Raw genomic sequence first — 17,384 nt, 5'->3', positions numbered from 1 at the left:
TCAAGTAAAGTTGAGGTCAATAGCGAAAATGGGAAAAATCGACCCGGCTCAATTTCCGAAGCTGCTGACGGTCGGCGAGGTGGCGGCGCGTAGCGGCGTGGCCGTATCGGCGCTGCATTTCTATGAGGCGAAAGGCTTGATCGAGAGCCATCGCAGCCGCGGCAACCAACGGCGCTATCCGCGCGAAGTGCTGCGGCGAGTCTCCATCATCAAGGTGGCCCAAAGCGTCGGTATTCCGCTTGCCGAGGTTCAGGCGGCTCTTCAATCGCTGCCGCAGGGGCGCACGCCGACCGCGTCCGACTGGAAGGCGCTTTCGGAGCGGTGGAAGGACGATCTCGACGCTCGCATCAAGCGCCTGCAGGGACTTCGCGCTCAGCTGGACAGCTGTATCGGTTGCGGCTGCCTTTCGCTCGACAGCTGTCCCTTGCGCAATCCGTGGGATGTGCTTTCCGAAGAAGGCGCAGGCCCGCGGCTGCTCGATCCCGGAGAGTGAATTGGCGACTCAGGCGTGGACGTGGCTCTCTGCCATATAGCCGTCGAGAGCTGCGGCTTCTTCCTTCGAAAGATAAAGACCCTTTTTGGAGCGCCGCCACAGGATGTCTGCGGCGTCATACGCCCATTCCTGTTCCATCAGGTAGCGCACTTCCGCCTCGTAGAGATCGCTTCCAAAACAGCGGCCGAGATCGGCGACCGTCTTTGCGTTGCCAAGGATCATGGCGGCGCGTGTGCCGTAGCGGCGGATGAGGCGGCGGGCATGCGGATCGGCAAGGAAAGAATAGCGCGACTTGAGCTTGGAGACTTCGGCCTCATAGCCGCGAACCGGAAAGTCGCCGCCGGGCAGCGAACTGCCGGCAGTCCAGGGCGTACCCTTCAGGCCGATGGCCTCGCCGATCTTCTCCAGCGCATGTTCGCCGAGGCGGCGATAAGTGGTGAGCTTGCCGCCAAAGACATTGAGCAGCGGTGCCTGGCCTTCTTCGCCTTCGACCTTCAGCACGTAATCGCGCGTGGCTTCCTGCGCCTTCGATGCGCCATCGTCATAGAGCGGGCGCACGGCCGAGTAAGTCCAGACGATATCCTCGGGCTTTACCGGCTCCTTGAAATATTCGCTGGCGGCATTGCAGAGATAGGCCGTCTCCTCTGCCGTGATCTTCACATCCTTCGGATCGTCCTTGTAGTCGCGATCCGTGGTGCCGATCAGCGTGAAGTCCTGCTCGTAGGGGATGGCGAAGATGATGCGGTTGTCCGGGTTCTGGAAGAAATAGGCGCGGGGATCATCGAACTTCTTGCGCACGACGATATGGCTGCCCTGGACGAGACGGACATTGTGCACCTGATTCTTGCCGAAGGCACCGGCGAGCACCTGATCGACCCAAGGACCCGCCGCATTGACCAGCATGCGCGAACGAAACTGGCGCTTCTCGCCGCTGATCGTATTCTCCGTTTCGATCGCCCAAACCGCGCCTTCGCGGCGCGCGGAGATCACTTTCGTCCGCGGCATGATCGTTGCGCCGCGATCGGCCGCATCGCGCGCATTCAGCACCACCATGCGGGCATCGTCGACCCAGCCGTCGGAATATTCAAAAGCCTTGGTGAAGAGCGCCTTCAGCGGCTTGCCCGCCGGATCCTTCTTCATGTCCAGCGTCGCGGTCGGTGGCAGCAGCTTTCGTCCGCCAAGGTGGTCGTAGAGGAAAAGGCCGAGGCGGATCAGCCAGGCCGGGCGGATGCCACCCTTGTGATAGGGCAGGACGAAGCGCATCGGCCAGATAATATGGGGCGCCATCGCCCAGAGCACTTCGCGCTCCATCAGCGATTCGCGCACGAGACGGAATTCGTAATGTTCGAGATAGCGCAACCCGCCATGGATGAGCTTGGTGGCGCCCGACGACGTGCCGGAGGCGAAGTCGTTCATCTCGGCGAGCGCGACCTTATAGCCGCGCCCAACGGCATCGCGGGCAATGCCGCAGCCATTGATGCCGCCGCCGATAACGAAAATATCGTAGACCTGCTCGCTCACCCGCCCCTCCGCAAAGGTCAGCCATCCCCTGAAGATGGAAAATCGAAACTAATCCATCTAAAGCGAAACAGATACGAATGTCAAACGAACGTTTCTTGACGGAAAGCGCGCCGATCAAGCTGGTCTGCGAGAGGTTTCAACAAGATGCACGTCATGTTCCGCGGCGATGGAGCGCACGGATTCGATGCTGCATTCGTCCGTTACGAAGGTATGAACCTGCGATAGATGGCCGATGCGAACCGGAGCGGTTCGTTCGAACTTGGTGCTGTCGGCGACGAGAATGACGTGCCGCGCATTGGCGATGATGGCCTGCGCGACTTTCACTTCGCGAAAGTCGAAATCCAGAAGCGCGCCGTCGGGGTCAATCGCGGAGGCGCCGATGACAGCATAATCAACCTTGAACTGCTTGATGAAATCGACGGCGGCTTCACCGACGATGCCGCCATCCGAGCCGCGCACGACACCGCCGGAAATGACGACCTCGATGGAGGGGAAAATACGCAACTTATTGGCAACGTTGATATTATTGGTAATGACCATCAATTCGTGATGGCCAAGAAGCGCCTCGCCGACGGCTTCCGTCGTTGTGCCGATATTGATGAAAAGCGAGCTATTGTTGGGGATCAGGCTTGCTGCGGCGCGGCCGATCGCCTGTTTTTCGGGCGCGGCGATGGAGCGTCTCGCCTCATATTTCACGTTCTCGGTTCCGCCGGGAAAGATCGCGCCGCCATGCACGCGCGATAGCACGCGGCCGTCGCAGAGGTCGTTCAGGTCCTTGCGAATGGTCTGCGGCGTGACCGAGAAGCGCATCGCCAGCTCTTCCACCAGCACGCGGCCCTCCGCCTTGGCGATTTCGAGGATCTCTGTCTGACGCCCGGACAGGAACATGGTTTTCGCTCCCTTTCTTTCGTTTTTTCGTCATCATATGATAAAGTGAAAATTCCGCAATTACCGGCGCGCGAATAGTGCGGTTGGGGAGGTCATCGTGTTTCATCCGAAGCTATTCGAAAATCGCAACGTCGTGGTCACTGGCGCCGGCCGTGGCATCGGGCTGGAGGTCGCGCGCCAGTTTCTCGATTGCGGAGCCCATGTCCTTGTTCATGTTGGCCGCGATGGCAGTCGCGATTTGCCTGATTTTCTGATGGAAGCGGAAGCCGAGCGCCGCGCGTTTCTCATTGCCGGCGATTTCGCCGCCCGCAATGGTACGCGTGATTTCGTTAGCGCTGCCGGCGAGCGTTTCGACCGCATCGACGTGCTTGTCAACAATGCCGGCACCATGGTCGGACGATTTCCAGCCGGCGAGCTTACGGACGAACAATACGAGCAGATCGTTCATCTCAATCAGACTTCCGTGATGGAGGTGACGAGAGGACTGTTGCCGCTGCTGCGGGCCGCCGGACAGGCGGCGATCGTCAATACGGTTTCGATTTCGGCGCTGACCGGCGACAGCCCGGGATCGGCGATCTATTCCGCCTCGAAGGCCTTTGTCGCAACCTACTCGAAAGCACTGGCGCGCGAACTGGCACCTGATGGCATACGGGTCAATTGCGTCTCGCCCGGAACGATAGCAACCGATTTTCATGAGCGCTATTCCTCGAGAGAGAAGCTGGAGCAGACGCGCAAATCGATCCCACTTCAGCGCCTGGGAACGCCCGAAGATTGCGCGCCCGCCTATCTCTTTCTCGCAGCGCCCCTGCTTTCCAGCTACATCACCGGGCAGGTGCTCGAGATCAATGGCGGGCAGCTTATCTGCTGATAAAACGGACCTTTTTTGGTTTTCCGTGTCTTTTTGAATCAGCTTCTGATTTGATAATATTATAAGCATACCTCTGGGGGATTTCTTACTAGAGGCTGTCATATGTCGTCGTCTCTACCGCAGGGCGGTGCAGCGGAACGTGATGTTGAGGAAATGACTGACAGGGCGCGAAAGGCGAGCGCCCTGCTGAAAGCACTATCGCATGAGACCCGCCTGGCAATTCTCTTCACGCTTGCCAAGCACGAGAAAACGGTGATGGAGCTCGAGGCTCTTCTTGATCTGCCGCAGGCCGTCGTGTCGCAGCATTTGGCACGCCTTCGCCTGGACAAGCTGGTCGATACGCGCCGCGAAGGGCGACTCATCCATTATGCCGTCGCGCGGTCGGAAATCTGCGCCGTCGTGGATTCGCTGCAGAAGGCTTTCTGTCAGGGCGAATGTTGACGTCTGTAGCAGCCTTGCATGTTGCGTTCACCGGGCTGTCGGTCTAACCCTTTCACTTCGGGAGAGCGGGATGATCGACAAGCTGGAATTCTTCATCGCGCTGGCGAATCAGAAGCATTTCGGACGTGCTGCCGAGGAATGCGGTGTGACGCAGCCGACCTTATCGGCGGCAATCCGGCAATTGGAAGATCAGCTCGGCGTAATGCTCGTCAGCCGCGGTTCACGCTTTCAGGGACTGACACCCGAGGGGCAGCGTGTCCTGGAATGGGCCCGCCGCATCGTCGGCGACAGCCGCACAATGCGCGAGGAGATGCGCGCGGCGCGCAAGGGCCTCGCCGGCCATATCCGGATCGCCGCCATTCCGACAGCGCTCGCCATGGTGCAGAAAATCACCACGCCTTTCCAGGAAAGACACCCGGACGTCACCTTCTCCATTTTATCGCGCAATTCGCTGCAGGTTCTGAGCCTACTGGAAAATCTCGAGATCGATGCCGGCATTACCTATCTGGAAAACGAGCCGCTCGGCCGTGTCACCAGCGTGCCGCTCTATGCCGAGCGCTATCACCTGATTACCGCGGCGGGCAGCCCGTTTTCCGAGCGCAAGACCGTCACCTGGAAGGAAGTCGGCGATCTTCGGCTTTGTCTATTGACTGCCGACATGCAGAATCGCCGCATTATCAATCGGCATCTTGCCGAGGCAGGCGCAACGGCGAGGCCGACGCTGGAATCCAATTCGATGATCGTGCTGTTTTCGCATGTGCAGACCGGGCGCTGGGCGAGCATCATGCCGAAGAATATCGCTGATTCCTTCGGTTTTCCGGCGGATATTCATAAGATCCCAATCACGGAGCCTGACGCTGAGCATCTTGTCGGCTTGGTCGCCACACATCGTGAACCCTTCACGCCCCTCGTCTCTGCCTTGTTGCACGAGGCAAGATTGCTCGCGGAAGAGGACGAGAATCGATAGAAATTTTCTATCGAGCAACGAGACTGCCTTATTGATCCCCAGCCTTCTCCCTGCGACCTTAACGACATGGCGTGTCGATCGCGCGCCAGGAGGAAATGCCGCATAGGCCTTTTCCGAAGATTCGCCTTCGATCTTCGGAGCTATGCGCGGGAGGCTGCTAATGAGTTTGAATCAGGCTGCGGGCGATGTCGCAACCCGCGCCGGCATCATCATCGATAGCATGAAATCGATGGAGGGGCCGCTTTTGCCGATCCTGCATGGGATCCAGGAAGAATTCGGTTATGTGCCGCAGGATGCGTTGCCGCTGATCGCCAAGGCACTGAACCTCTCCCGCGCCGAAGTGCACGGCGTCATGACCTTCTATCATGACTATCGCGATCATCCGGCCGGCAGGCATGTGCTGAAGCTCTGTCGCGCCGAGGCCTGTCAGTCGATGGGCGGCGATGCGCTGACGGAGCGCATCAAGCGGCTGCTCGGCATCGATTTCCATCAGACGACCCTCGATGGCAGCGTCACGCTGGAGCCGGTCTACTGTCTCGGGCTTTGCGCCTGCGCTCCGGCTGCGATGCTCGACGGCGAGCTCTATGGCCGGCTTGACGATGAAAGCGCGGACGACCTTGTCAAGGAGGCGCGCCGATGACACTCACCATCTATGTCCCTCGCGATGCCGCCGCCCTTTCGCTGGGTGCGGAAAAGGTGGCGCAAGCCGTCACGCAGGAGATTGCCAAGCGCGGGCTCGATGCGCGCATCGTGCGCAACGGCTCGCGCGGCATGTTCTGGCTCGAGCCCCTGGTCGAAGTCGAGATCGACGGCAAGCGCATCGGCTATGGACCGGTGAAGGCCAAGGATGTTCCCGCACTATTCGATGCCGGGCTCGCCGAAGGCGGCGAGCATCCGCTCTGTCTTGGGGAGGTCGAAAGCCTCCCATTCCTCAAGGAACAGACCCGCCTGACTTTTGCCCGCTGCGGCATCACCGACCCGCTTTCGCTGCAGGATTACGAAGCGCACGGCGGCCTGAAAGGTCTGCGCCGCGCCATCGGCATGGCTGCTGGCGATATCGTCAAGGAAGTGACCGATTCCGGCCTTCGCGGCCGCGGTGGCGCGGGTTTCCCGACCGGCATTAAGTGGAAGACGGTGCTCGATGCGCCGGGGACACGCAAATATATCGTCTGCAACGCGGACGAGGGCGATAGCGGCACCTTCGCCGACCGGATGATCATGGAAGGCGACCCCTTCGTGCTGATCGAGGGCATGGCGATTGCAGGCCTCGCGACGGGCGCGACCAAGGGCTTCGTCTATACGCGTTCGGAATATCCGCATGCGATCGCCGCCATGACGGAAGCTGTCGAAATCGCGCGCAAGGCCGGTATTCTCGGCGCATCCGTGCTTGGTTCCGGCAAGGCATTCGACATGGAAATCCGCACCGGCGCCGGCGCCTATGTCTGCGGCGAGGAAACGGCGCTCTTGAACAGCCTCGAGGGCAAGCGCGGTATCGTACGTGCCAAACCGCCGCTGCCGGCGCATAAGGGCCTGTTCAACTGTCCCACCGTCATCAACAATGTGATTTCGCTCGCCTCGGTCCCCGTCATTATGGACAAGGGTGCTGCCTTCTATCGCGATTTCGGCATGGGCCGGTCGCGCGGCACGATCCCGTTGCAGATCGCCGGCAACGTCAAGCATGGCGGCCTCTACGAGACGGCCTTCGGTCTTTCGCTCGGCGACATCGTTGACCGGATCGGCGGCGGCACAGCGACAGGGCGGCCGGTCAAGGCCGTGCAGGTGGGTGGGCCGCTGGGCGCCTATTTCCCGCGCGCGCTGTTCGACACGCCGTTCGACTATGAAGCGTTCGCGGCCAAGGACGGTCTCATCGGCCATGCCGGCATCGTCGTCTTCGACGATACCGCCGACATGCTGAAGCAGGCGCGGTTCGCCATGGAATTCTGCGCGGTCGAAAGCTGCGGCAAGTGCACGCCCTGCCGCATCGGCTCGACGCGCGGCGTCGAGACGGCCGACAAGATCGCGCGAGGGATCGAGCCGGAGAAAAACCGGGTGCTGCTTGCCGATCTCTGCAACACCATGAAGTTCGGTTCGCTCTGCGCGCTCGGCGGCTTCACGCCCTATCCCGTCATGAGCGCGATGACCCATTTTCCGGAGGATTTTTCTCCGGCTCCCTTGATTGAAGCGGCGGAGTAAGACCCATGTCCCTCGTTCCAGAAATCGATTACGGCACGCCGGCCTCCACATCCGAAACCATGGTGACGCTCACCATCGACGGTCGCCAGATCACGGTGCCCGAGGGTACGTCGATCATGCGCGCCTCGATGGAAGCAGGCATTCAGGTGCCGAAGCTCTGCGCCACCGATATGGTCGATGCCTTCGGCTCCTGCCGCCTCTGTCTCGTCGAGATCGAAGGCCGCAACGGCACGCCGGCCTCGTGCACGACGCCTGTGGCACCCGGCCTCGTCGTTCACACGCAGACCGGCCGGCTGAAGGACATCCGCCGCGGCGTGATGGAACTCTATATCTCCGACCACCCGCTCGACTGTCTGACTTGCGCCGCCAATGGTGATTGCGAGCTACAGGACATGGCTGGCGCCGTCGGCCTGCGCGATGTGCGCTACGGCTATGAGGGCGACAACCACGTCAAGGCGCGCAACAACGGCGACATCAATCTGAAATGGATGCCGAAGGACGAGTCGAACCCCTATTTCACTTATGATCCTTCGAAGTGCATCGTCTGTTCGCGCTGCGTGCGCGCCTGCGAGGAAGTGCAGGGCACGTTTGCGCTGACGATCGAGGGCCGCGGCTTCGGCTCGCGGGTCTCGCCCGGCATGCATGAGAGTTTCATCGACAGCGAGTGCGTTTCCTGCGGCGCCTGCGTGCAGGCCTGCCCGACGGCGACACTGACCGAGAAATCTGTGATCTCGATCGGCCAGCCGGAGCATTCGGTCGTCACCACCTGCGCCTATTGCGGTGTCGGCTGCTCCTTCAAGGCGGAGATGCGCGGCGAGGAGCTGGTGCGTATGGTGCCCTGGAAGGACGGCCAGGCCAATCGCGGCCATTCCTGCGTCAAGGGCCGCTTCGCCTATGGCTATTCGACCCACAAGGACCGCATCCTTAACCCGATGATCCGCGAGAAGGTGAGCGATCCCTGGCGTGAAGTGACATGGGATGAGGCCTTTGCCCATATCGCCACCGAGTTCAAGCGGCTGCAATATCAGTATGGCCGCGATTCCATCGGCGGCATTACCTCCTCGCGCTGCACCAATGAGGAAACCTATCTGGTGCAGAAGCTGGTACGCGCCGGCTTCGGCAACAACAATGTCGATACCTGCGCCCGCGTCTGCCATTCTCCCACGGGATACGGCCTCGGCCAGGCGTTCGGCACCTCCGCCGGCACGCAGAATTTCGACAGCGTCGAGCATTCCGATGTCGTCATTGTCATCGGCGCCAACCCGACGGACGGTCATCCGGTCTTCGGCTCGCGCCTGAAGAAGCGGCTGCGCCAAGGCGCCAAGCTCATCGTTATCGATCCGCGCCGCATCGATCTTGTGCGCACGCCGCATGTCGAAGCCAGCTATCATCTGCCGCTGAAGCCAGGCACTAATGTCGCCATTCTGACGGCACTGGCACATGTGATCGTGACGGAAGGCCTGTTCGACGAGAAATTCATCCGCGAGCGCTGCGACTGGTCCGAATTCGAGGATTGGGCTGCCTTCGTTTCCGAACCGCAGCACAGCCCGGAGGAAACGGAAAAATACACCGGCGTTTCTCCGGAACTAGTACGCGGCGCCGCTCGTCTGTTTGCCAAGGGCGGCAATGGCGCGATCTATTACGGTCTCGGCGTCACCGAGCACAGCCAGGGCTCGACCACCGTCATGGCGATCGCCAACCTTGCCATGGTGACGGGCAATATCGGCCGTCCGGGCGTCGGCGTAAATCCGCTGCGCGGACAGAACAACGTGCAGGGCTCCTGCGACATGGGCTCCTTCCCGCACGAGCTGCCGGGCTATCGCCACATCTCTGACGATGCGACCCGCGATATCTTCGAAAAGCTCTGGGGTGTGAAGCTCAACAACGAGCCGGGCCTGCGTATTCCGAACATGCTCGATGCCGCCGTCGAAGGCACGTTCAAGGGCATCTACATCCAGGGTGAGGACATTCTCCAGTCCGATCCGGACACCAAGCATGTTGCGGCCGGCCTTGCTGCGATGGAATGCGTCGTCGTCCACGACCTCTTTCTGAACGAGACCGCCAACTACGCCCACGTCTTCCTGCCCGGTTCGACCTTCCTGGAAAAGGACGGCACCTTCACCAATGCCGAGCGCCGCATCAACCGCGTGCGCAAGGTCATGACCCCGCGCAACGGCTATGCCGATTGGGAAGTGACACAGAAGATGGCGCAGGCCATGGGTCTCGGCTGGAACTATACGCATCCGTCCGAAATCATGGACGAGATCGCCGCGACGACGCCGAGCTTCGCGCTCGTCTCCTACGACTATCTGGAAAAGATGGGCTCGGTGCAGTGGCCCTGCAACGAGAAGACGCCGCTCGGCTCGCCGATCATGCATGTCGATGGCTTCGTGCGCGGCAAGGGCAAGTTCATCCGCACGGAATATGTCCCGACCGACGAGCGCACCGGCCCGCGCTTCCCGCTGCTACTGACGACCGGGCGTATCCTCAGCCAGTACAATGTCGGTGCCCAGACGCGGCGCACGGAGAATGTCGTCTGGCACGCGGAGGACCGCCTGGAGATCCATCCGCACGACGCCGAGCAGCGCGGCATCCGCGAGGGCGATTGGGTGCGGCTCAGCAGCCGATCCGGCGACACGACGCTCAGGGCGTTGATTACCGACCGCGTCGCGCCCGGTGTCGTCTATACGACGTTCCATCATCCGGACACGCAGGCGAACGTCATTACCACGGATTATTCCGACTGGGCGACGAACTGCCCGGAATACAAGGTGACGGCCGTGCAGGTCTCGCCCTCGAATGGTCCATCGCAGTGGCAGGTCGAGTATGATGAACAGGCCCGGCAGTCCCGACGCATCGTTGGGAAGATGGAGGCTGCGGAGTGAGTTTGAGGATGCTTTCTCCTTCTCCCCTTGGGGAGAAGGTGCCCGCAGGGCGGATGAGGGGGTCTTTTCGCGCGGGAAGAATGGCCCTTCGCTCGCGCTCAGGACGCTCGGAGCCGTCGCTCCTCGCCCCCCTCATCCGACGCTTCGCGCCACCTTCTCCCCGAGGGGGAGAAGGGGAGACCGGATAATGACCAAATTCACGCCCACCACCCCCGTCCCCGAGACCGCCCGCCGCAACGGGTTGGTGCGGTCCGGCTCCCGAATTGTCCCCGAGGAAGTACCGATCGCTTTTTCCTATGGCGGCACCTCGCACGCGGTCATGATGGGTACGCCCGCCGATATCGAGGATTTCGCTGTCGGCTTCAGCCTCACCGAGGGCATCATCACCGATATGAGTGAGATTGCTGCGATCGAGCCGATCGAGGACGAGCAGGGGATCGACGTGCAGATCACGCTCGTCGATGATGCCGCGGATGCCTTGCGGCTGCGCCGCCGCCATATGGCAGGCCCCGTCGGCTGCGGTCTCTGCGGCATCGAATCGATCGAGCAGGCAGTTCGCAAGGTGCCGGATGTCTCGAAAGTTGCTTTGAAGCTGACGCAGAGGGATATCGTTCGCGCCATCGCTCTCCTCAATGATGCCCAGCCGCTGCATCGCGAGACGCATGCTGTGCATGGCGCGGGCTTCTATATCCCGTCCGAAGGTCTGCTTGCCGTGCGCGAAGATGTCGGCAGGCATAATGCACTGGACAAGCTCTGCGGTGCTGTCATCCGTTCGGGCCATAAAGGCGCGGAAGGTGTGGTCGCCGTCACCAGCCGGCTGTCCGTCGAGATGGTGCAGAAGGCGGCGATATTAGGCAGTTCCGTCCTTGTAGCGATTTCCGCGCCGACGGCGCTTGCGATCCGTACGGCCGAGGAGGCCGGCATGACGCTGGTGGCGCTGGTCCGCGGCGACGATTTCGAGATTTTCACCCACCCGCATCGCATCATCACGGGGAGCATCGCCGATGTCGCCTGACGAAACGCCGCATGGCAAGACCGAGACCAAGCTCATCTATATGGCGAACCAGATCGCCACCTTCTTCAAGACACAGCCGGCGGGCGAGGCGGTGCAGGGTGTGGCTACGCATATCAACAAATTCTGGGAGCCGCGCATGCGGAGACAGCTGTTCGCGATCATCGATCATGGCGACAGTGGGCTGAACCCTTTGGTCCTGGAGGCGGCCTCGCTGATCCACAGGCCGGCGCCGGCCGAGGAAATTAAGTCGGCTTAATACTAGCACAGATGGCGCATTGGGATGGAGAGTGGAGGCTCTATCGTCGAATGCGATTCCTTTGAGGAAGGGTGCCGGTCTTTGAAGCAAGGAGGAGTTGTTCATGACGGCTGCGGATACGAATATTTCCCGAGGGACGGCGACGGCGGGTCTGCTCGACCGTGAGCGAATTATCGCCAAGCCGGGCTTCAACCGGTGGCTCGTGCCGCCGGCGGCGCTGGCGATCCATCTCTGCATCGGCATGGCCTATGGCTTCAGCGTGTTCTGGCTGCCGCTCTCCAAGGCGCTCGGTACACCGACTCCAGCCCCTGCAGAATGCGCCAGCCTCAATCTTCTCACTGCCCTGTTCACGACAAGCTGCGACTGGCGCGTCAGCGATCTCGGCTGGATCTATACGCTCTTCTTCGTGCTGCTCGGCTCCTCCGCTGCCATCTGGGGCGGCTGGCTGGAACGGGCCGGGCCGCGCAAGGCCGGCGTAGTCGCTGCCTGCTGCTGGTGCGGCGGTATCCTGATTGCCGCGATTGGCGTCATCTTCCATCAGCTCTGGATCATGTGGATCGGCGCCGGCGTCATCGGCGGTATCGGGCTTGGTCTCGGCTATATTTCACCCGTGTCAACGCTGATCAAATGGTTTCCGGATCGGCGCGGCATGGCGACCGGCATGGCGATCATGGGTTTCGGCGGCGGCGCGATGATCGGGGCGCCGCTTGCGAGCCTGCTGATGAACCACTTTCGCACGGATGGATCGGTGGGCGTCTGGCAGACTTTCATCGTCATGGCGGCCATCTATTTCGTCTTCATGATGGGAGGCGCCTTCGGCTATCGCCTGCCGCCGGCCGGCTGGCGTCCTGAGGGCTGGACGGCGCCTGCCGCCAAGAGCTCGATGATCACCACCAAGCATGTGCATCTCCGCGATGCCCACAAAACCCCGCAGTTCTGGCTGATCTGGGCAGTATTGTGCCTCAACGTCTCGGCCGGCATCGGCGTCATCGGCATGGCCTCGCCCATGCTGCAGGAGATTTTCGGCGGAGCCCTCATCGGCCTGCCGGATGTGAAATTCGCCGATCTCAGCAAGGATCAGATCGCCACCGTCGCTGCCATAGCCGCCGGCTTTGCCGGTCTGCTGTCGCTCTTCAACATCGGCGGCCGCTTTTTCTGGGCGTCACTCTCCGACAAGATCGGCCGCAAGAACACCTACTATTGCTTCTTCGTCATCGGCATTGCGCTCTATGTCCTGGCTCCCTGGGCGGCCGGTATCCATAGCAAAGTGCTGTTCGTGGGCGCTCTCTGCATCATCCTGTCGATGTATGGCGGCGGTTTCGCTACTGTTCCCGCCTATCTCGCCGATATTTTCGGGACGCAGTTCGTCGGCGCGATCCATGGCCGGCTGCTGACGGCATGGGCGACGGCCGGGATCATCGGGCCTGTCGTCGTCAACTATATCCGCGAGGCACAGAAGGCAGCAGGCGTCGAAGGTGCGCAGCTCTACACCTTCACCATGTATATTCTTGCGGGCATGCTGGCTCTGGGCTTGATCGCCAATTCGCTGGTCAAGCCGCTCTCGGACAAATCGTTCATGTCGGATGAAGAGGTTGCAGCGCTACAGGCAAAGACCGCCGCCGCCAATGCCGGCCCCACCGGCTCTTTCGGCATCGGCACGGGCGGTTTCGATGGCAAGGCGCTGATCGCCTGGGCACTCGTCGGCATTCCGCTCCTCTGGGGCGTATGGGTGACGATCAAGAGCACCTACGCATTGTTTGGCTAAACGATCCTCCGCAAGACGACGAGGCCGCCCCGAATTTCGGGGCGGCCTCGTGCTTTTCAGCAAGTTTGGCGGTCAAGCTGCGCGCCGCATCACCATATCGCGGATCATCGAGTCGGCGAGGCGGAATTGCGCAAGCAGCGTATGTAGCGCGTCCGCTTCGTTTGCGAGCCGGAGGCTTGCCGCCGTGCTTTCCTCGACCATGGCAGCGTTCTGCTGAGTGGTCTGATCCAGCGAATTGATCGCCGAGTTGATTTCCCGAAGGCCGATCGTCTGTTCCTTCGAAGCCTTCACGATGGCGGCGACGTTGGTGTTGATATCGGCGACTTGAGTAACGATATGCTCCAGCGCCCTGCCTGTCTGACCGACCAGGCCGACACCATTCTTGACGTGCTGGCTCGATGTCGTGATCAGCGCCTTGATCTCCTTGGCGGCACTGGCCGAACGCTGAGCAAGCTCGCGCACTTCCTGCGCCACGACGGCGAAGCCTTTGCCCGCCTCGCCGGCACGGGCGGCTTCGACACCGGCATTCAATGCGAGAAGATTGGTCTGGAAAGCGATATCGTCGATGACGCCGATGATGTTGGTAATCTCGCGGGAGGATTTCTCGATCTGATCCATGGCGGCGACGGCATTGCGGACCACTGTGCCGGATTCTTCGGCGCCGCGTTTGGTTTCGGCAACGAGACGCCCTGCTTCTTCCGCACGCTGGCTGGAATCGGTGACCGTCGTGGTGATTTCCTCCAGAGCCGCCGCCGTCTCTTCCACCGATGCAGCCTGCTGTTCGGTACGCCTTGAGAAGGCTTCTGCTGAGTGGCCGAGCTCGCGCGAGCCGGCGGCAATGGCGCTAGCATTGTGGCCGACGGTGGTCAACGTTTCGGAAAGCTTCTCGATCGTTGCGTTGAAATCGTGGCGAAGCTGCTCCATGGATGGCACGAAGGACCGCTGGAGCGTCTTCGTCAGGTCGCCTTCCGACAGGCTGCGAAGGGCGCCGGCGATTTCGTTGATGGCGCTCATGCGCGAGGTAACGTCCGTGGCGAATTTCACGACCTTGTAGACCTTGCCGTCGGCGTCGACGATGGGGTTATAGGCCGCCTGGATCCAGATTTCCTTGCCGCCCTTGCCGTAGCGGACGAATTCGTTGGCGATGAACTCGCCCTGCGCTAGGCGCTGCCAGAAGCGCTTGTATTCCTCGGTGCGGGCATAGGAAGGATCACAGAAGATGCTGTGATGCTTGCCTGTGATCTCGCCGAGCGCATAGCCCATTGCGCTGCAGAAGTTTTCGTTCGCGGTCAGAATTTCGCCGGTCGGCAGGAATTCGATGACGGCCTGCGAGCGCGAGAGCGCCTCTAGCTTGCCCGCATCGTCGATTGCCTTCTTCTTGGCTTCGGTGACATCGACAGCGAATTTTACGACCTTGATCGGCTTACCGTTGCGGAAGACAGGATTGTAGGAGGCTTGTATCCAGATCTCGCGATTGCCCTTGGCATGACGCTTGTAGGTGCCGGCATCATGTTCGCCGCGGCCGAGACGCGCCCAGAAATCTTGATAGGCAGGGGTTGTGACATAGGAGGGATCACAGAACATCCGGTGATGATTGCCGACGATTTCCTTCAGCTCATAGCCCAGCGTGCGGCAGAAATTCTCGTTTGCGGTCAGAACCTTACCTTGAATGTCGAATTCGATGATGGCCTGCGATTTGGAAACGGCGGAAAGAATGCGGCTGGCATCGGATGATAGACTGAACATTCCCATTCCCTCTTAGAAAGCTCGCCTTTGTCGGGCGTCGATTAATGGCTTCGAAGCGGGCGGCCGCGCTCGTCGGCACGCCGAAGGACGACGTTCCGCAAGGGATGGTCGGAATGTATAGATTGTATTTTCTTTCCTCGCTTCACAATCGATGATGGAGTTTCCTTCTTTAATTTTGAGTAAAAATTAGCTCATTAGAAATTATAATTTAAATAAAATATAACTAGCTAAAATTAGGAGATAATAAAAAACCGCCGCAAGAGAGCGGCGGTTTCTTAAAAAGGACTATGCGGCGAAGTTAAGCGGCAAGTTCATCTGTTTCGTTTTCCTTGAACATCTTGGCGAGGTTCAGGAAGCAGATCATGCCATTCTCCGTGGCGATGATGCCTTCGCAATAGGCGCGATCGAAGGAGGCGGTCACTTCCGGTACCGGTTGCACCTGGCTGGAGGCGATCGTCAGGATGTCGGAGACGCGGTCGACCAGCATGCCGATGACCATGTTGTGGACTTCGGCAACGACAATGGCGCTGCGCTCATTGGCGACCGTGCTCTGCATGCCGAGCTTGTAAGCGAGATCGATGATCGGGATGACCGAACCGCGCAGGTTCATGACGCCGATGACATCGGCCGGCGCGTGCGGGATCGGCGTCGAGGGTGCCCAGCCGCGTATTTCGCGGATCGTGGTGGTCTTGACGCAGAATTCCTGATCATGCAGCCGGAAGGCAATGATCTCCAGAGTATCGCCGCTGAAGCTGGTGGAATTGATCGTGGCCATGAACGTTCTTCCCATTGAACCCGTGACGCCGATGCGGCGCGTTATTGGCACGATAGGGCAAGAAGATTGCTTAAACCTAAACCTATACAAGCGGTTTCGACAGTATTGGCTGGCAAAGCAAGATGCTGGAAGTATGGAGGTTGTAAAGGGAGAGCAGCCACCCGCCCTCGGGTTTGAGGGCGCTTACGCGCCGCCTCACCATGAAGGCTGATCGTCTCGCTCTGCTGCCAAGAACCAGCTATATCGAGGAAGGGCTTACCCCACCCTCATCTTGAGCCTGCCGAAGGACGAGGATGGCGCCAGATAGGAATGCTCGCCCGCCGGCAATCCATCACCGGACTCCCCTGCCGGCCGGACAGCGCCTCAGGCGGCCCGGGTCGGTCGATCGAAGATGCGCCGGCCAAAGAGGCTTGCGGCCATTTCCACCAGCACGCGGGCGCTCTTGCCGCGATCATCGAGGAACGGGTTGAGCTCGACCAGATCGAGCGACGAGACGAGATTGCTGTCGGAGAGCATCTCCATGATGAGATGCGCTTCGCGATAGGTCGCGCCGCCCGGCACGGTGGTTCCGACGCCCGGCGCGATATCCGGATCGAGGAAATCGACATCGAAGCTGACATGCAGCAGGCCGTTGGCTTCGCTGACGGTATCAAGCACCTTGCGCATGATGGCGGCGACACCCTGCTCGTCGAGGGAACGCATGTCGAAGACGTTGACGCCGTGTTCGCGGATTTCCTCGCGCTCGCGCGGGTCGACGGAGCGGATGCCGACCTGGAAGACCTTCGTCGGGTCGACCAGCGGCCGCCCGGCCGGCAGAACACCCTCGATCTCGGCTTCGCCGCAGAAGAATGCAACGGGCATGCCGTGAATATTGCCCGAGGGGGAGGTGGCGGGCGAATTGAAATCGGAGTGGGCGTCGAGCCAGAGCACGAAGAGCGGGCGGCCGACCTCCGCCGCATGGCGGGCCATGCCGGAGACGCTGCCCATGGAGAGACTGTGGTCGCCGCCGAGGATCAGCGGGAAGCCGCCAGACGATGCGACATCGTAGACTTTTGCTTCCAGCGCACGGGTGAAAGCGCCGACAATCTTCAGATTGTGAGCGTGGGGATGGTCCGAAAGATCCGCTGCCGGAACAGGATGCAGGTCGCCGCTATCCGTGACGCGATGGCCAAGTTCGGTCAGGGTGGTTTCGATGCCTGCGATGCGGAGCGCCGTCGGACCCATGCCGGCGCCGCGGCGGCCGGACCCTTCTTCCAGGGGGACGCCGATCAGGGTAACGGGAGTGGATTGCGTATTCATCGGCATTGCTCCGAGGGTTAGAGCGCTTCCGGAAGAGCCAGTAGCGGCTTTGCCCGGGACGGCATGAAAATGAGATAGACCAGTTCGGAGAATCCATGAAGAGCCGAACCGGTCTGAATTATGTTGGCGCGCATTATCGATTGTCTGGATGACAGCAAAAAGATGAAAAATTGTCCAAAATCGACTGGGTTTCGACAGATTGATCAATCCGATTGCGCAAAATGACAAGCGCATGGACGATCTTAATGCAATCTCGCCTTGTTCGACGAGAT

At 60.6% G+C, this 17,384-nt stretch carries 15 protein-coding genes; 10 read left to right on the top strand and 5 right to left on the bottom strand.

Features of this window, described 5'->3' with window-relative positions; genetic code table 11:
* Positions 1–28: 28 nt before the first annotated feature.
* A complete protein-coding gene (gene soxR, locus AC13RC_RS24225; protein WP_488558660.1) occupies positions 29–493 on the top strand; it encodes a redox-sensitive transcriptional activator SoxR in 465 nt (154 codons plus the stop codon).
* A 9-nt stretch (positions 494–502) separates the two neighbouring features.
* Here soxR and glpD read toward each other — a convergent pair whose 3' ends face one another.
* Entirely contained in the window at positions 503–2,014 is a 1,512-nt protein-coding gene (gene glpD, locus AC13RC_RS24220; protein WP_488558659.1) for a glycerol-3-phosphate dehydrogenase, read from the bottom strand.
* Positions 2,015–2,128: 114 nt separating this feature from the next.
* Positions 2,129–2,902, bottom strand: coding sequence for a DeoR/GlpR family DNA-binding transcription regulator (locus AC13RC_RS24215; protein ID WP_113333658.1), 774 nt, complete (start codon positions 2,900–2,902; stop codon positions 2,129–2,131).
* A gap of 97 nt (positions 2,903–2,999) precedes the next feature.
* Between AC13RC_RS24215 and AC13RC_RS24210 the strand changes: the two genes are divergently transcribed.
* The 9 genes from AC13RC_RS24210 to AC13RC_RS24170 all read left to right on the top strand — a co-directional run bounded on the left by AC13RC_RS24210 (position 3,000) and on the right by AC13RC_RS24170 (position 13,292).
* The gene (locus AC13RC_RS24210) at positions 3,000–3,770 is read left to right on the top strand and encodes an SDR family NAD(P)-dependent oxidoreductase (protein WP_488558658.1); all 771 of its coding nucleotides are present in this window, start codon (positions 3,000–3,002) and stop codon (positions 3,768–3,770) included.
* Positions 3,771–3,872: 102 nt separating this feature from the next.
* Positions 3,873–4,211, top strand: coding sequence for an ArsR/SmtB family transcription factor (locus tag AC13RC_RS24205; RefSeq protein ID WP_488558657.1), 339 nt, complete (start codon positions 3,873–3,875; stop codon positions 4,209–4,211).
* 70 nt (positions 4,212–4,281) lie between these two features.
* Positions 4,282–5,178: a LysR family transcriptional regulator gene (locus AC13RC_RS24200; RefSeq protein WP_113333661.1), complete on the top strand. Its 897-nt coding sequence runs from the start codon at positions 4,282–4,284 to the stop codon at positions 5,176–5,178.
* 160 nt (positions 5,179–5,338) lie between these two features.
* Positions 5,339–5,818 (top strand): formate dehydrogenase subunit gamma, encoded by a 480-nt coding sequence (locus AC13RC_RS24195; RefSeq protein WP_488558656.1) that lies wholly within the window; start codon positions 5,339–5,341, stop codon positions 5,816–5,818.
* Positions 5,815–7,371: a formate dehydrogenase beta subunit gene (locus AC13RC_RS24190; RefSeq protein WP_488558655.1), complete on the top strand. Its 1,557-nt coding sequence runs from the start codon at positions 5,815–5,817 to the stop codon at positions 7,369–7,371. The genes AC13RC_RS24195 and AC13RC_RS24190 overlap by 4 nt, the downstream gene beginning before the upstream one ends.
* Before the next feature lie 5 nt (positions 7,372–7,376).
* Positions 7,377–10,256 carry a formate dehydrogenase subunit alpha gene (fdhF, locus tag AC13RC_RS24185; RefSeq protein ID WP_488558654.1) on the top strand — a complete coding sequence of 960 codons (2,880 nt, stop codon included), beginning with the start codon at positions 7,377–7,379 and terminating at the stop codon, positions 10,254–10,256.
* A 187-nt stretch (positions 10,257–10,443) separates the two neighbouring features.
* Positions 10,444–11,271 (top strand): formate dehydrogenase accessory sulfurtransferase FdhD, encoded by an 828-nt coding sequence (gene fdhD / locus AC13RC_RS24180; RefSeq protein WP_488558653.1) that lies wholly within the window; start codon positions 10,444–10,446, stop codon positions 11,269–11,271.
* The gene (locus tag AC13RC_RS24175; protein WP_113333905.1) at positions 11,261–11,527 is read left to right on the top strand and encodes a formate dehydrogenase subunit delta; all 267 of its coding nucleotides are present in this window, start codon (positions 11,261–11,263) and stop codon (positions 11,525–11,527) included. The genes fdhD and AC13RC_RS24175 overlap by 11 nt, the downstream gene beginning before the upstream one ends.
* A 103-nt stretch (positions 11,528–11,630) precedes the next feature.
* On the top strand, positions 11,631–13,292 hold the full coding sequence (locus AC13RC_RS24170; RefSeq protein ID WP_488558652.1) for an OFA family MFS transporter: 1,662 nt from the start codon (positions 11,631–11,633) through the stop codon (positions 13,290–13,292).
* A gap of 72 nt (positions 13,293–13,364) precedes the next feature.
* Here the strand turns inward: AC13RC_RS24170 and AC13RC_RS24165 are convergent, their stop codons facing one another.
* The 3 genes from AC13RC_RS24165 to rocF all read right to left on the bottom strand — a co-directional run bounded on the left by AC13RC_RS24165 (position 13,365) and on the right by rocF (position 17,112).
* Positions 13,365–15,038, bottom strand: a complete 1,674-nt coding sequence (locus AC13RC_RS24165) for a methyl-accepting chemotaxis protein (protein WP_113354290.1) — start codon at positions 15,036–15,038, stop codon at positions 13,365–13,367.
* Positions 15,039–15,336: 298 nt separating this feature from the next.
* Complete coding sequence (locus AC13RC_RS24160) at positions 15,337–15,813, bottom strand: chemotaxis protein CheW (protein ID WP_095436032.1); 477 nt, start codon at positions 15,811–15,813, stop codon at positions 15,337–15,339.
* A gap of 363 nt (positions 15,814–16,176) precedes the next feature.
* Positions 16,177–17,112 (bottom strand): arginase, encoded by a 936-nt coding sequence (rocF, locus tag AC13RC_RS24155; protein ID WP_488558651.1) that lies wholly within the window; start codon positions 17,110–17,112, stop codon positions 16,177–16,179.
* Positions 17,113–17,384 lie beyond the last annotated feature (272 nt).

The sequence above is a fragment of the Martinezella sp. CNPSo 3890 genome (genome assembly GCF_057784455.1).
This window is presented reverse-complemented; position numbering and strand designations above follow the sequence as displayed.

Excerpts from the sequence above, each read along its gene's own strand:
- rocF (WP_488558651.1), bottom strand. The coding sequence starts at position 17,112 with ATGAATACGCAATCCACTCCCGTTACCCTGATCGGCGTCCCCCTGGAA.
- AC13RC_RS24195 (WP_488558656.1), top strand. The coding sequence starts at position 5,339 with ATGAGTTTGAATCAGGCTGCGGGCGATGTCGCAACCCGCGCCGGCATC.
- fdhD (WP_488558653.1), top strand. The coding sequence starts at position 10,444 with ATGACCAAATTCACGCCCACCACCCCCGTCCCCGAGACCGCCCGCCGC.
- AC13RC_RS24190 (WP_488558655.1), top strand. The coding sequence starts at position 5,815 with ATGACACTCACCATCTATGTCCCTCGCGATGCCGCCGCCCTTTCGCTG.
- AC13RC_RS24175 (WP_113333905.1), top strand. The coding sequence starts at position 11,261 with ATGTCGCCTGACGAAACGCCGCATGGCAAGACCGAGACCAAGCTCATC.
- AC13RC_RS24160 (WP_095436032.1), bottom strand. The coding sequence starts at position 15,813 with ATGGCCACGATCAATTCCACCAGCTTCAGCGGCGATACTCTGGAGATC.
- AC13RC_RS24200 (WP_113333661.1), top strand. The coding sequence starts at position 4,282 with ATGATCGACAAGCTGGAATTCTTCATCGCGCTGGCGAATCAGAAGCAT.
- AC13RC_RS24205 (WP_488558657.1), top strand. The coding sequence starts at position 3,873 with ATGTCGTCGTCTCTACCGCAGGGCGGTGCAGCGGAACGTGATGTTGAG.
- AC13RC_RS24215 (WP_113333658.1), bottom strand. The coding sequence starts at position 2,902 with ATGTTCCTGTCCGGGCGTCAGACAGAGATCCTCGAAATCGCCAAGGCG.
- soxR (WP_488558660.1), top strand. The coding sequence starts at position 29 with ATGGGAAAAATCGACCCGGCTCAATTTCCGAAGCTGCTGACGGTCGGC.
- AC13RC_RS24170 (WP_488558652.1), top strand. The coding sequence starts at position 11,631 with ATGACGGCTGCGGATACGAATATTTCCCGAGGGACGGCGACGGCGGGT.
- fdhF (WP_488558654.1), top strand. The coding sequence starts at position 7,377 with ATGTCCCTCGTTCCAGAAATCGATTACGGCACGCCGGCCTCCACATCC.
- AC13RC_RS24165 (WP_113354290.1), bottom strand. The coding sequence starts at position 15,038 with ATGTTCAGTCTATCATCCGATGCCAGCCGCATTCTTTCCGCCGTTTCC.